The 14905-nt window shown below is 39.4% G+C and carries 14 protein-coding genes and 1 riboswitch; of the genes, 8 read left to right on the plus strand and 6 right to left on the minus strand.

Annotated elements, in window-relative coordinates:
• Positions 1–14 precede the first annotated feature (14 nt).
• The 3 genes from M1D60_RS01715 to M1D60_RS01725 all read left to right on the plus strand — a co-directional run bounded on the left by M1D60_RS01715 (position 15) and on the right by M1D60_RS01725 (position 3702).
• Positions 15–851, plus strand: a complete 837-nt coding sequence (locus M1D60_RS01715) for a carbohydrate ABC transporter permease (protein WP_456277505.1) — start codon at positions 15–17, stop codon at positions 849–851.
• Positions 852–916: 65 nt separating this feature from the next.
• The gene (locus M1D60_RS01720; RefSeq protein WP_456279549.1) at positions 917–2215 is read left to right on the plus strand and encodes an ABC transporter substrate-binding protein; all 1299 of its coding nucleotides are present in this window, start codon (positions 917–919) and stop codon (positions 2213–2215) included.
• 14 nt (positions 2216–2229) lie between these two features.
• Positions 2230–3702, plus strand: a complete 1473-nt coding sequence (locus tag M1D60_RS01725; RefSeq protein WP_456277506.1) for a CehA/McbA family metallohydrolase — start codon at positions 2230–2232, stop codon at positions 3700–3702.
• Between the two features lie 87 nt (positions 3703–3789).
• On the opposite strand, the gene M1D60_RS01730 is transcribed toward M1D60_RS01725, so the two are convergent.
• Positions 3790–4428 carry a 2OG-Fe(II) oxygenase gene (locus M1D60_RS01730; RefSeq protein ID WP_456277507.1) on the minus strand — a complete coding sequence of 213 codons (639 nt, stop codon included), beginning with the start codon at positions 4426–4428 and terminating at the stop codon, positions 3790–3792.
• A 692-nt stretch (positions 4429–5120) separates the two neighbouring features.
• On the minus strand, positions 5121–6500 hold the full coding sequence (locus tag M1D60_RS01735) for a Glu/Leu/Phe/Val family dehydrogenase (protein ID WP_456277508.1): 1380 nt from the start codon (positions 6498–6500) through the stop codon (positions 5121–5123).
• A 222-nt stretch (positions 6501–6722) separates the two neighbouring features.
• Between M1D60_RS01735 and M1D60_RS01740 the strand changes: the two genes are divergently transcribed.
• Entirely contained in the window at positions 6723–7001 is a 279-nt protein-coding gene (locus M1D60_RS01740) for a hypothetical protein (RefSeq protein ID WP_456277509.1), read from the plus strand.
• Positions 7002–7289: 288 nt separating this feature from the next.
• On the plus strand, positions 7290–7526 hold the full coding sequence (locus M1D60_RS01745) for a hypothetical protein (RefSeq protein ID WP_456277510.1): 237 nt from the start codon (positions 7290–7292) through the stop codon (positions 7524–7526).
• Between the two features lie 187 nt (positions 7527–7713).
• On the opposite strand, the gene M1D60_RS01750 is transcribed toward M1D60_RS01745, so the two are convergent.
• Both M1D60_RS01750 and M1D60_RS01755 read right to left on the minus strand, forming a co-directional pair.
• Complete coding sequence (locus tag M1D60_RS01750) at positions 7714–8889, minus strand: aminotransferase (protein ID WP_456277511.1); 1176 nt, start codon at positions 8887–8889, stop codon at positions 7714–7716.
• Positions 8886–9386, minus strand: a complete 501-nt coding sequence (locus M1D60_RS01755) for an Lrp/AsnC family transcriptional regulator (protein WP_456277512.1) — start codon at positions 9384–9386, stop codon at positions 8886–8888. The genes M1D60_RS01750 and M1D60_RS01755 overlap by 4 nt, the downstream gene beginning before the upstream one ends.
• Before the next feature lie 248 nt (positions 9387–9634).
• Between M1D60_RS01755 and purT the strand changes: the two genes are divergently transcribed.
• A complete protein-coding gene (purT, locus tag M1D60_RS01760; protein ID WP_456277513.1) occupies positions 9635–10798 on the plus strand; it encodes a phosphoribosylglycinamide formyltransferase 2 in 1164 nt (387 codons plus the stop codon).
• 347 nt (positions 10799–11145) lie between these two features.
• On the plus strand, positions 11146–12375 hold the full coding sequence (locus M1D60_RS01765; RefSeq protein WP_456277514.1) for an MFS transporter: 1230 nt from the start codon (positions 11146–11148) through the stop codon (positions 12373–12375).
• A 102-nt stretch (positions 12376–12477) separates the two neighbouring features.
• Here M1D60_RS01765 and M1D60_RS01770 read toward each other — a convergent pair whose 3' ends face one another.
• Both M1D60_RS01770 and bcp read right to left on the minus strand, forming a co-directional pair.
• Positions 12478–13788 carry a DUF5667 domain-containing protein gene (locus M1D60_RS01770; RefSeq protein ID WP_456277515.1) on the minus strand — a complete coding sequence of 437 codons (1311 nt, stop codon included), beginning with the start codon at positions 13786–13788 and terminating at the stop codon, positions 12478–12480.
• A gap of 49 nt (positions 13789–13837) precedes the next feature.
• Positions 13838–13919, minus strand: a riboswitch (cyclic di-GMP riboswitch).
• A gap of 104 nt (positions 13920–14023) precedes the next feature.
• Positions 14024–14497, minus strand: coding sequence for a thioredoxin-dependent thiol peroxidase (gene bcp / locus M1D60_RS01775; protein ID WP_456277516.1), 474 nt, complete (start codon positions 14495–14497; stop codon positions 14024–14026).
• Positions 14498–14606: 109 nt separating this feature from the next.
• Between bcp and M1D60_RS01780 the strand changes: the two genes are divergently transcribed.
• Positions 14607–14834: a hypothetical protein gene (locus M1D60_RS01780; protein WP_456277517.1), complete on the plus strand. Its 228-nt coding sequence runs from the start codon at positions 14607–14609 to the stop codon at positions 14832–14834.
• The last annotated feature ends 71 nt before the right edge of the window (positions 14835–14905 follow it).

Consider the following 14905-nt stretch of genomic DNA (forward strand, 5'->3'; position numbering starts at 1 on the left):
GGATGAATATTACCATGACGATTAAACAATTAGTGGGGACAGTAGCCAAGCATGTATTATTACTTTTTCTAAGCTTATGTATGGTCTTTCCGTTTCTATGGATGGTCATCAGTGCACTAAAAACGAAAGACGAAATCTTTGAATTTCCACCTACATGGTGGCCGGAGCAGCCAATGTGGAACCACTTTACAGAAGCCTGGACGCTAGCGCCATTTGACTTATATATTTTTAACAGTGTGTTCACCGCATTTTGTATCGTTGTGATTCAAGTAGTTAATTCTGCATTAATTGCTTATGCTTTTACACAGTTTAATTTTAAAGGAAGAAATCTACTATTTGCTATTGTACTTGGTACCTACATGCTTCCGGTAGCCGTTACATATGTTCCTAGTTATGTGATCCTAGCAGACTTTGGAATGCTAGATACATATAGAGGACTTATCTTATCAAATGCTGTAAGTGTGTTTGGAATCTTTTTACTAAGGCAAGCTTTCATGCAAGTACCGAAGGAAATGGTAGAAGCAGCCGTGATGGACGGGGCAGGTCACTTTAAAATTCTTAGGAAAATTTTTGTGCCTTTAACAATCCCATCCTTTATCACCTTTATCCTCATCAGCTTCGTTCAAAACTACAACAGCTATTTATGGCCTACATTAATCATGAATAGTGAAGAAAAACAATTAATTACAACGGGGCTAAGGCAGTTTTTCATTCAAGAAGGGGCATATGGGATTCAATGGCCACTGATCATGGCGGCCAGTACTTTTGCAGTGTTACCACTATTAATCTTATTTGGTATCGCGCAAAAGTGGTTTATTTCAGGTATTAGTGATCAAGGGGTAAAAGGCTAATTTTAGCTAAAATAAACTCACTAAAGGGGAGAAGTAAATTGAAAAAGCAAAAAATCTCTTTATTAATGATTGCCATGTTACTGATGGTGTCGATTTTTGCAGGTTGTTCATCAGCAGGAGAAACGAGCTCAGAACCAGAATCTAGTAGTTCAGGAGATGGTCCAGTAGAAATTGAATTCTGGTATGGTTTAGGTGGAAAACTAGGTGAAAATGTGGAGAGCATTATTAGTGAGTTTAATAGCAGCCAGGATGAAGTAGAAGTAGTAGGTGTAGTTCAAGGTAACTATGACGAAACACTTCAAAAGCTTCAAGCAGCAATTGCTTCTAAAAAGGTTCCTGCCGTTGCGTTACTAGAAAACAATCCAATGAACTCATTAGCAGCAAAAGGAGCATTAGCACCACTTTCTTCTTATATTGAAGCAAATCCAGATTTTAATCCTGATGATTTTGTCAAAGCGTTCTACGAACAAGGGTCCATCGATGGTGATCAATATGCGATTCCACTTTTTGGGACAACACAGGTGATGTACTATCGAAAAGATTTATTTGAACAGGCAGGACTGACTACTGATGCGCTAGCTACATGGGAATCATTAGGTGAAGCAGCGGCAAAGTTAACACAAAGAGATGGCGACAACGTAACAGTTTATGGATGGGAGCCGATGTGGGGTTCACCTAACTTAATTGATGCAGCACTAAGTAATGGCGCAAAATATGTAAGTGAAGATGGAACAGAAGTATTAATTGATTCACCTGAATGGGTAGAGGCATGGGAATTCATCCGTAAGGCTATTCATGAAGACGAAACAATGAGAATTCATTCTGGTGGTCAAGGTTGGGAATATTGGTATAAAACAATTGATGATGTAATGAAAGGAAAAGCAGCTGGTTACACAGGTTCAAGTGGTGACCAAGGTGACCTAGACTTCAGTTTAGTTGCAGCACATCCACAACCAGGTTGGGAAGGCAAACCGGCAGCTCCTCATGCAGGTGCACAGGTTGCAGTTGTACCAGCAGTTGCAGACAAAGCTCAACAAGAAGCAGCATTTAAGTTCTTAACTTTCTTTACAAGTGCTGAAAAGACAGCAGAATGGTCGATCAATACAGGATATATTCCGGTTCGTATTTCTGCTCAAGATGTACCAGCTTATAAAGAATTTGCTGCAGAAAATCCACAAATTGCAGTTCCTTTACAGCAAGCACAACAGGCAACACCACCATTCATCGACCCAACTGGTGGGAAAATATTTGATGCTTTATCAAAAGCAGCAGATAGAGTGGAAATTGAAGGAATTTCTGCCGAGGAAGCATTAAAGGCTGCTAAAGAAGAAGCACAAAGAGAACTAGATAAAGTTTCAAAATAAGGGGAGATTCGAGTATGGCAACTTCTTCTGTAAACTCGATAAACGGTGTAGTGAATACACCGTTTATCTCTACTTCTTTTCAGGTTCAATCAAATAGTGATTGGTTAAAGCTAACTGCATCATTTTCGAAAAAAGGATGGATGGCCATTTTCGTCTGGGATCCTAAAGGTCAGTTGCGAGTACAATCACTTTATATTAATGAAGTAAAAGAAATCTATGTATCGACTGATCAGCGTACAACAAGCTTTTCATCAGTAGCTGGTGAAATTACACAAGGTGAATGGACCGTGGAAATTCTTTGTCCTACATATAAAAGTGAACCAACCTATGACATTACTTATGATTATGGATTAGGTGAATTAGATATTGAAAAAAGTAACACAGAAAATTGGGCAACACTTTCCGAGGGTGGATTTGAATTAACAGAATTTGATGATGGGAAGCTTCTTCCTTCCACAAAGAAATGGTATAAAGGAGATTTTCATACCCACACGACAGAGTCGGATGGGAAAATGTCCCCAAGTGCAGGCATGCAGCAAGCTAAAGACATGGGCTTAGACTTTTTTGTTGCGACCGATCATAATATTGTTCCAACTAAATGGTTAAAAGATGAGGTGCTCGTGATCCCAGGGGTGGAAATCACAGCTGGTAAAGGTCATTTCAATGCACTCGGATTATCAAATTGGATTGACTGGCGACCAACTAGTCCTGATGGCGGGATTCAAACCGAAGAAGGCATGAATCGTGTCATAAAAGAAGTAAAAGAATCTGGGGCAATCTTTAGTGTAAACCATCCAATGTTAAAGCCATGGGCATGGGAATTTCAAGATACTAAATTAGCAGATATCGATACCATCGAAATTTGGAATGATCCAACTTTCAAAGACAATGTCATAGCGACAGAGGAAGCATTGAAGCTGTGGAATGTTTTATGGAATGATGGTTACCGTATATTTGGATTAGGGGGATCTGATTCACATCTACTTCCAACCGAAAGCTATGAGAAGGGTGGCCAACCATCTGTTATTGGTGATCCGGCAACCTATGTAATGGCTGAAGAACTCTCAGCACAGTCTCTATTAAAAGCAGTCCGACAAGGAAAGACTTATGTCACACGTGGTCCTGTTTTAGATGTTGAGATTGTTGCTAATGGGAAAGAGGTTCACTTAGGTAGTGATGTAACGAACCTGTCTGTTGAAGGTAACGGTGTAGAAATCAATTACAAGCTTTCAGTTGAACCGTTCACGAAGCCTGTCTCGGTGATTTGGGTCCAAGATGGAGTCGAACTAGCTAGAGATACAGTAGATGCAGAGGGTGGTACCATCACAAGAAATGTGAGATGGTCAGAAGGAGCAGTAGCGTGGTTTCGATTTGAAATCCGTGACCTAGACGGAGTTCTACTTGCCTTTGGAAATCCTATTTTTCAAGGTGAAAAAGACAAAACTCTTCAAACATGGGCTGATTTAATAGAAAAAACATTCGGCTAATATATAGAAAGAGAGATTGACAGTAGTGTCGATCTCTCTTTTATATTCATCTATTTTAGCAGCCTGAGTAACACTGCTAGTTTTACGTTATATTTTCTTTCTCCTCATCCACTGTGTCGCAGCCCATTTATCCCCAATGAGAACAGGCCCTCCACCATGTAAGGTTAAATCGTTTAATTCTTGATTATCATAAAAATATTCAAAGTACACAGCCATTCCTTTTTGCGGGGAGACTAATAAATTTAGTTTCGGAAAATACGTTTCTCCACCTAGCTCCACATCGTTCAAATACATGACTAATGTACTAATTCTTGGATTGTTTACCGGCTTATTGGTTGAAGCAAAGAAATCAAAATGTGCTTTATACTCTTGCCCAACTTGATAGTTAAGAATTTGAAGACCTTCCCCGTGTTCATTAGGAATATTCATAATTTGAGACACTCGTTTCTCAATTCTAGCAACAAGTTCATTTTCACTTTCTTGAAAAAACATACTACTACTCGTTCTTAGTTCCTCTTCACCGCGAACGGATCCAACTTTAGAACGACGCATTCGGTCTTTTGACAACTGAATCAGCTCATCACATTCTTCGTCACTTAAAACATTTCCTAAAATGACAATCAGCGGTTCTTCTAATCTAGCAATAATATTAATTTCTCGGTCCTCTGTTTTAATTTTATTACCAATGTGATTAAAAATAGTTTGTTCTCTAGTTTCCAATGCCAACCTTCATCCATCCTTCGTAAAAATTATAAAATTCAGAAAATAAAAGAGAGACGTGTGATAAAGAGCATTTACAATGTCTGATTGTATGCTTAGATTAATAATATAGCGGAAGGTGATTTTTAGCTACAAAATTTTATTGGGTATTTTAAAAAATTCGGACGATTTCTCTCACGAACTTCGAACTTACTTTGATATTTTTTACAAAGAAACTTATCTAAATTTAGTCCGTTGATTTCCGTTGCAGGCACTCGCTTTCCGCGGGGAGGGATGTGAGCCTCCTCACTAGAAAAGTGTAAGTGCCTCGTTTAGCTCCGACAAGCAAATGTTCCTTCTAGAAAAAAAGGGTGCCTTTCCCTTTTATTCTAGAAGGGTTATTTGACCTCGAGGAGCTAGGCACTGCAACTAGACAAGCTTCGCCTGCGGGGTCTCACACTTCCCTCTATCTCCCGCAGGAGTCGAGTGCCTTCCACTCCAATCAACTCTAGGTTTTTAACAAAGTTTAAAAAATGGTAATTTTTACTAAATAAGGGTTCTTTTAGAGTTTTTTGTGTGCAAAATTGTTTTTACCCGGTTGATTGGAGCTAAGTACTATAGAATGGAAATCAATACCCTATATTAATAGGAATTAAGAGTTATTCATCCTTAATAAAAAACAGTAACAACACCATTTTGAGTGTCATTACTGCTTCTTGTTAATACAATTTTCCCTGTCGATACAGAACAGTTGATAGCTTCATCACTGAATGGATGTAGCAGTTTTGCCTTAGTGGGAAGGGATCTCCGAAGAATTGAGGGAGAATTGTGTCCATAGTTGCTTTCATTTTATCGACGAGTAGTTTAAAGACTTCTTCCTCACTGTAGAACTGTGTTTCACGACCTTGGAGCCATTCGAAGTAGGACACAATAACCCCACCTGCGTTGGCAAGAATATCTGGAATAATAATGACGCCGTTATCACTTAAGAATTTATCAGCTTCACTAGTAACAGGAGCATTTGCACCTTCTACAATTACTTGTGCTTTCACTTTGTCGGCATTATCCTTGTGAATTTGATCTTCTAACGCAGCGAGAATCATGACATCTACATCTAGATAGAGAACATCCTCGCGATCACGAATTTCTGCTGTAATTTCCGCATCCGAAAGTTCCTCCTCTGTAGTTGGTAAATCTCCCTTATTGGTAGAAGTGAACTTAATAAGAGCAGGGATGTCTAATCCGCCAGAATTATATAAGGTCACATTTCGGTCGCTAACGGCCACTACTTTATTTTGTAAAAGGGTGCAGTGGTATGCTTCTAGTGCTGCGACAGAGCCAACATTACCAAAGCCTTGAACAGCCATGCTAAGTGGGCGATCTGCATAGCTTAACGCTGTTTTAGCAAATACATTATTCGTATTAGTTAAGAAGGATGCTTGGCTTTTCACGAAATCATGAAGCATATAACGAAGTGAAAAATAGACACCTTTTCCGGTTGCTTCTCTTCGTCCTAAAGAACCACCATTTACAACACTTTTCCCAGTAAAGCTTCCTCTGTATGGCTCACCAGGGCGAATGCTTTTATACTCTGCCATCATCCAATCCATTTCTCTTTCTCCAGAACCAACATCAGGAGCGGGAATATCCTTATCAGGACCAAGAACATCACTTAAGTATTGAACATACTTTTTACAAATTTGATGTAATTCCTTAACTGAGAATGTTCGTGGGTTAATGACAACTCCACCTTTACCTCCTCCATAAGGAACATCATGAAGGGCATTTTTCAATGTCATTAACGAAGCAAGATTAATTACTTCTTCCTCATTCACGGACTCATGAAACCGAATTCCACCTTTATAAGGTCCAAGTGCGTTATTATGTTGAACCCGATAAGCTGGAATCCGAACGACATTTCCATCCTCTAACGGAATTCGTAAAAAAGACTTATGAACATGATTTGGAGTTGAAAGAATCGCAGCTAATGATGTAAATGCCTTTTTCCTTGTCTCGTCTTTTAGATCTTTCAAAAAACTTTCATCTTCCATTAATGCATCCAACGATTGCTGAACAATCGCTTCAGTATGACCACTCATTCTTTTCCTCCTTTTAAATTGCGGCTATTACACAGTATTATCAAGAAATCGATATTATACTACTACCCTGTTTAAAGTGGAAGTAATCACGTATGGAAAGAGGAAAGCTCGGAATTAAATCGAGGTAAAGACGTCTAATCTTTTAGTTTTTTGTCCAAACTAGTATTACAGAATCTATTAAATACGTTTTACAAGTTTTAAAGGGAGAATGAGGTGAATTAAATGGAATTTATTTACGCATATGACGGCATGGCCAAACCAACCGTAGGGGATATTTTAATTACAGATGATGATGGGGTTAGAAAGTATTATTTAATTATAAAGCTTGATCCAGAAACATTTAGTCTCGTAGATTTGGGTAAGAGTGAAAGTGCCTTTCTATTAAAAGAGCTGCCACTCTATCAAATTGGAATGCAGCTTTCACCTAACTCTTACCATGAAATTATTATAGATATTATAAAGAATAGAGATGTATCGATTGATTTGAATGTGCATGATTAGGATGTACGACTGTTATCATCTGCTCTGCTTTTTAATATATTCTTATATTAAAATTTTATCCGTTGCGGGCACTTGCTTTCCGTGGGGAGGGATGTGAGCCTCCTCAACCGAAAAGTGGAAGTGCCCCGTTTAGCACCGACAAGCAAATGTTCCTTCTAGGGTTATTTGATCTAATAAAAGCTCTCTCCCTTCTTTCCGAGGAGTTGGGCAATTGGTGGGAATCATAAACAAGGATAGTTTAAAAGGATGTGCTATAATAATGATCAATAAGAAAGGAGGAAATGGCCAGTGAAACCAATTAAGATTGTAAGTGAAGAACTTAAGAATGCACTAAATGATCGTGAGCCCTACATCCAGGTTGGCGAACGGAAATTTTTATTGATGGAAGTCCAGCAAATCAGAGAACCTAATGTATACGAAGTAACGGATTCCGATGAAAAGGCACTTCTAGAACGTGCTTTGCAGAAAGGAAACCGAATATTATCTGATGAAGAAATTGATAAGTTAATGGAAGAAAAGCAATGATTATAAGATGGAGAGAATCTGCCGTCCATTCCCTTAATAAGACATCCTCGTCAAAAACCTCTTGGAAGCTAACGCTGAAAACCCTCTTTTCCAAAACATCATTTAAAATACTTTCACTTGTTTAAGGGACAACTATGCCAATTGCATAATTATCCCTTTCTTTATTTATAAATGCTCAGAGGTGTTGCTATTTATCCAACTTCCTCATAAACCTGCCCATCCTCTTAATCGCTTCTTGCAAGCTTTCTAATGAAGAGGCGTAGGAACATCGAATGAATCCTTCTCCACTACTACCAAACACACTTCCTGGAACGACTGCAACCTTTTCTTCCATTAGTAGCTGTTCGGCAAATTCCTCAGAGGATAGTCCTGAGTTTTTGACGGAAGGGAAGGCGTAAAAGGCGCCACCTGGCATATGACAAGGTAAACCAATCTCGTTTAAAGAGTGAACAATATAATTTCTTCGTTGGCGGTAGCTCTTTTTCATTTCTTGAACGTCTTGCTTTCCGCCTTTTAATGCTTCGATTGCTGCATGCTGTGCCATGGTTGGGGCACACATCATCGTGTATTGATGGATTTTAAGCATGGCTTGTAAAATTTCTGCTGGAGCTGCTACAAACCCTAGTCGCCAGCCTGTCATCGCAAATCCCTTTGAAAATCCAGAAACTAAGATGGTCCGATCGTACATTCCATCAATGCTAGCAAAGCTAGTATATGCTTCATCGTAGGAAAGTTCGGCGTAGATTTCATCCGAGATGACAAGTAAATTATGCTTTTCCACAACTGAACTGATTCGTATGAGATCCTCTTTACTTAATAAACTACCTGTCGGGTTATTTGGTGAGCAAATTAAAATTGCTTTTGTTCGATCCGAAATGACTTCTTCAATTTGTTCCGGCTGAAGTTTAAAGCCATCCTCGGATTTCGTTTGAATCGGAACCGGGACTCCTCCTGCCAAAGTTACAAGTGGTCCATAAGAAACGAAGGTAGGCTCTACAATGATAATTTCATCACCTGGATTAATGATTGCGCGTAATGCTAGGTCAAGAGCTTGGCTTGCACCAACTGTCACCATGATTTCCGATTCAGGTGAGTACCTAACAGAGAAGGACCTATCTAAGTAAGTGGAAATCTCCCGTCGTAGTTCGATTAAGCCAGCATTTGCTGTATAGGAAGTGTGGCCCTGCTCTAATGAAAGAATACAAGCCTCTCGTACCGACCAGGATGTGACAAAATCGGGCTCCCCAACGCCAAGCGAAATAACCCCTTCCATTGTAGAGGCTAGCTCGAAAAAACGTCGAATTCCAGATGGCTTCATATCTGTAACAGTTTTAGAAAGGAATTGAGTTTTATTCAACGTCATGGTGATACCACGATTCGTTTGTCTTTGTCACCATCTTCAAAAATAACCCCGTCATGCTTATACTTTTTCATTACGAAATGGGTGGTAGTCGATAGGACAGAGTCTAACGTTGAAAGCTTCTCTGATACAAAGCTACCGACCTCTGACAAGGACTGCCCCTCGACTACAACGGACAAATCATAAGCTCCAGACATTAAATAGACAGATTTCACCTCAGGAAAACGATATATTCTTTCTGCGATCCCGTCAAAACCAACATCACGCTTAGGTGAGACCTTTACATCAATCATCGCAGAAACGACTTCATGACGATCTACTTTTCTCCAATTAACCTTAGAGTTGTAGGCTACAATGACCTTAGAATCCTCAAGCTTCTTTATAATATCTGTAACATCATGATCTTCAAGTTCAACGATCTTCGCAATCGTCTCAACCGATATACGACTGTCCTTTTCAAGAATTTCTAATATCTCAATTTCCTTTTCAGTGAAGTGCATGCAAAGTCCTCCAATTGTAGTGAGAATGTTCCTACTATTATAACATTCGAGAGCTTGTATTAGGTTAAGGAGTTCATTTTAAAAAGAGCATTCTTATATTGTTCGTAAAATGTATGGAATATAAATTTTAATACAAGTTGCTCCGAAATCCAAACTTTAAAATACGAATATTTATTATTTTTTTATGTAAATAGTTCGGTTATAATGTAATTGATGATAAGGGGATGTAAAGAGAGGGGAATCATTCGATGTATTTACCGAAAAAAGTGTTATTACTAGGATCTGGGGAATTAGGAAAAGAAGTAATCATTGAAGCACAACGTTTAGGTGTTGAAACAGTAGCTGTGGATCGTTATGAACATGCACCAGCGATGCAGGTTGCACACCGGAGCTATGTGATTGATATGTTGGATCCTGCTGCATTACGAGAAGTAGTTGAGAAGGAACAGCCTGACTTAATTGTTCCGGAGATTGAGGCAATTGCAACATCAGAGTTAATCAAGCTTGAAGAAGAAGGCTTCCATGTCATTCCGACAGCAAGAGCAGCAAAATTAACGATGGACCGTGAAGGAATTAGAAGATTAGCAGCGGAAGAGTTAGAGCTTCCAACTGCAAACTATAAATTTGCTGATACGTACGAAGAGTTTGTGCAAGGTGCAAACGAAATCGGATTTCCATGTGTCGTCAAGCCACTAATGAGTTCATCTGGAAAAGGCCAAAGTGTTTGTCGCACGGCAGATGATTTAAACAAGTGCTGGCAGATAGCTATGGAGGGTGGAAGAGTTCAAAACGGTAGGGTCATCATCGAGGAATTCATCACCTTTGAATCAGAAATCACACTTCTAACTGTTCGCGCAGTGAACGGAACCATGTTCTGCTCTCCAATCGGTCATATTCAAAAGGAAGGCGATTATATCGAATCATGGCAGCCACATGCTATGACTGAACAACAAATTATTGAAGCTCAAAGAATTGCCAAAGCAATTACCGATGAGCTTGGTGGCTTTGGATTATTTGGTGTGGAGCTGTTCCTTTCTGGAGAAAAAGTGTATTTTAGTGAGGTTTCCCCGCGTCCACATGACACTGGATTAGTAACGCTTGTGACGCAAAACTTATCAGAGTTCGCTCTCCATGTTCGAGCTATTTTAGGCTTTCCTATTCCAGAAATTACATTAGTTACACCAGGAGCAAGCCGTCCATTAAAAGCAACAGAAGAGCTAGCTGATTACTCAATCGAAGGTGTTGGACAAGCACTAGCCGTACCAAATACGCAAGTTCGTATATTTGGTAAACCAGTGACAAAGGTTGGTCGTAGAATCGCGGTAACTTTATCCACATCAGAAACAGTTGAGGAAGCTCGTTTGAATGCTAAGAAAGCACTGGATTGCTTGAGTATAAACGGGGACAACTAGGTACTTTTTATAAAATGTCTATGTTAAAACACATTGTTTATTCTTAGCACAGTTGATTGAAGTGAAAGGATGCGAGACTCCTGCGGGAGTAGCGGGACAGGTGAGACCCCACAGGCGAAGCCGAGGAGGCTCACCGCCCGCCCCGCGGAAAGCGAGTGTCCTGTAACGAAAATCAACACTAATGTTTTAAAGACCTCATTAAAAGGTAGACATCTATATTAGAAGTCTACCTTTTCTCTTTTTCAAAGTAGGAAAAGAAGAATTACCTATTTCCATCATGAAAATATTTCGGTATCATAATATTTAGAGTAGCGAAGTAATTTCATAAAAGAAAGAAGTGGCGTATCATGACAGAAAAAGAAATGGCAAAGAGAAACTTAATGATCATGTGGTTTGCCAATTTCTTTATTGCAGGAAGTATGACGATGGTCTTACCGTTTCTATCGTTGTACATAGAATCCTTTGGCAATTTTTCACCAGAGTATGTTCAACACTGGTCCGGATGGACATTTGGAATCACCTTTGTCACAGCTTTTATCTTTTCGCCCATTTGGGGAAGATTAGGGGATCAGTACGGAAGAAAAAAGATATTGATTTTCACCTCGACATTATTAGGAATCTCCATTTTCTTAATGGGGTTAGTAAATAGTGTAGGAGAGCTTTTCTTCCTTCGTCTTTTCATGGGCATTTGTACAGGTTTTATATCCTTATCACAGGCTTATATTTCTACACAAACTCCTAAGGAAATTGCAGGGCGTGTGATGGGGACGTTACAAACAGGAAGTATCACGGGAGCTCTGTTAGGTCCGATGATTGGTGGAGTTCTAGCAGATTCAATCGGATTTGCGGCTACATTTCAATCCGTTGCCGTGTTTATCTTCATATCTGCGATTCTAGTAACGATTACCAAGGAATACAAAACGGGCACGAAAGAGGAAACGAGCAAGCATTATACAAGTAAGGAAGTCCTTGCTCACATGGCAAAGAATCCTGTGTTAATGACAGTACTGTTTATTTCGATTCTGATCCAAATTGCTCACTTTAGCATTCAACCGATTCTTTCACTCTATGTTAGTGAGCTACATGGTCCTGAAAATATAGCATTCTTCTCAGGGATCGTTTTCTCAGCGGCAGGGCTTGGGAATTTAATGATGAGTAGAAGATGGGGAACACTAGCCGATAATATAGGCTATATAAAGGTATTAATTATTCTACTTGTGATTGCGGCGGTCGTATATCTTCCAGGTGCTTTTGTCACAAATATTTGGCAGCTCACCATCATCCGGTTCTTTCTTGGTATAGCGATTGGCGGAGTCATCCCGGTAAGAATTGCCTATATACGTCAAGAAGCACCCATCTCCATGCAGGGTGAGGTACTGGGATACAACACAAGCCTGAGATTCTTAGGTAATATCATCGGTCCGTTTATGGGTGGAATGATTTCGGCTTATTTTGGATTCTCAGCTGTATTCTTTATCACGAGCTCGTTACTGTTCATTAGTGCGGTTGTGTTGTTTGTAGCGATGAACCGGCATATGAAGGTGGAGCAGAATCATACGGTTAGGCAGAGCGGGTAAATAAAAAGTGGGAAAAGGAGTGAACCGTTAGTTTTGGATCACTCCTTTCTAAAATGAAAAAAGGACTTGTGGGTAACAAGTCCTTTCAAAAGAAGAATAGGTTTACTCGTCTTCTTCACTTTCCTCTTCACTCTCTTCTTCCTCAGCTTCTTGATTTGGCTTATTCCCTTTTCCTTCATTCTTTTTCTCTTCAGCAGCTTTCTTTTGTTCTTTAGCAGCCTTTTTCTCTTCCTCGGCAGCTTTCTTCTGTTCTTCAGCGGCCTTTTTCTTATCCTCGGCAGCTTTCTTCTGTTCTTCAGCGGCCTTTTTCTTATCCTCGGTAGCTTTCTTTTGTTCTTCAGCAGCCTTTTTCTCTTCCTCAGCAGCTTTCTTTTGTTCTTCAGCGGCCTTTTTCTTATCCTCGGTAGCTTTCTTTTGTTCTTCAGCAGCCTTCTTCTTTTCCTCAGCAATTTTCTTCTTTTCTGTGGCAACGGCATTCTTTTCTTTAGCAGCTTCTTCCTTTTTAACGGTAGTTGTTTCTGAGGAAACAGATGAAGTAGTGACTACTTGCTTGTCTTCATCATCAGTTTCTTCCTCTTCAACAGCAACTTCCGTTTCTTCTTCAGCTTCCTCTTCAATTTCCACTTCATCTTCTGGTGTGGAATCATCGGTTTCGGTTGTTTCTTCGGAAGCTTCCTCTTCATCAGAAGTTGTCTCATCAACTACTTTGTTGCGACCTTTCCCTTTTTTCACAACAGTCGATAAATCAACCTGCAGCTCCTTAGCAATTTCGCCAAACCCTTTGCCTTCTTGAAGCATAGTTAAAATTTCCTCTTCAGTTTTCCCAGACTTTTCAGCAAGTCCAATGACTTTAGAAATCTGTCCGTAGCCAAGACCTTGTTCACGAAGGGTCGTCACTTTTTCAGGATCTAATCCTTTTATAACATTTGCTACAAGTTTAACTTCTAGTGTCTTTTCGACGACTTCGTCCAGTTGTCCATCCTCTAATGAATCATGAATTGTTTCATCAATAACTGTTGTATTCTCAAGTTCTTCGGTTAATTGCTGCTTAGTGTCTTCATCAACAGTTTCATCGAGAATAACTTCTGAAACGAGTTCTTCAGCTTCTTCTAGTGTTTTTAGATACTCATCGACCAGTTTATTGACATACTCTAGTTTTTCTTCTTCTATCATTTTAGTAGACTCAGCTAGACGTTCTTGTGCATATTGCAAAAGTAATGCAGACTGGGTGTCTTCATCAAATGTGAAAAATAATTCAATGTTTTCACCAAGCTTGTCCATGAAATAAAAGAACTCATCAGGTGTTAATCCAGACTCAACACTTCTTGAATCCGTATTCGCATAAGCAGATGTCCCGACCAATAACGCACCTGCAAACACCCCGGCTGTAACGATCGACTTTATTCTCTTCATTCTTTATCCTCTCCTTAACTCTAGTTAAAGTTTGATAAAGTTCTCCGTTGTTGGCAGCTGGCAGACATAGAATCTCCTTAGTCCCTATAGCTTTGCGTCACTACTTTTCAATAGTTTTGCCTTTATCAATCTTTATATCTAGCTTACATGATGATGGTGCTAAAGTTAATAGGAATCATGTACTAGTAGTAAGAGAGAAAAAAATCCACTTCCTCCAAAAAGAAGTGGAATAATATTAACTCAAATTCTCACGTACAAAAGCTAAAGCTTCTTCAACATGGCCTTTTACTTTGACCTTTCTCCATGCCTTTTCAATGATTCCCTCTTTGCTAATCACAAAGGTGGAGCGTTCAATTCCCATGTATTCCTTGCCAAAATTTTTCTTCAAGGTCCACACACCGAAGCTTTCTGCAACTTGATGATCCGCGTCTACCAATAATAGAAAAGGTAAATCGTATTTCTCTACAAACTTTTGGTGCTTCTCAAGCGGGTCGGGACTCACGCCAATAATGACGGCATCTAGGTCTGCAAAGCTCTCATGATGCTCTTTAAAATCACACGCCTCTGTGGTGCATCCAGGTGTCATATCTTTCGGATAAAAATATAAAATCACATGCTTTTTACCTTTAAAGTCCGATAGTGATACCATTTCACCGTTATTTGCCTGCAGGCTAAAATTAGGTGAAGTCATTTTTTCCTCTACTTTCATACGATCCCTCTTTTCGATTTAGTATAGAAGGTTTTACAATCTTGAAGATATCTTAGATACCTAAATTATAAAGAATGAGTTATAATTTAGCAAAAAGGGGGTGAATGTAATGACAAAGATGATAGAAGAAAGGCTTGATAGAATTGAAGGAATGCTAAAACTCTTAATTCAGATGGTAGAAGAGATGCTTGAAAGGCAAGATTCTAGGGGAAACAGAATGGATTTCATTGAAAACAATAGTGAAGAACGCCATCAGGCGATAATTAATCAGATAAACACACTCGGGATGGATCAAGACTTTATTTCTGAGAGACAGCAAAAGGGGAAAGAGAGCTAGAATAGCTTAAGAAGCGGTTAGGAAATTAATCTAATCATTATATCCTCAATCAAAATCCTCTGCTTTTCTCT

It is taken from the genome of Bacillus sp. AK128 (assembly GCF_053903075.1).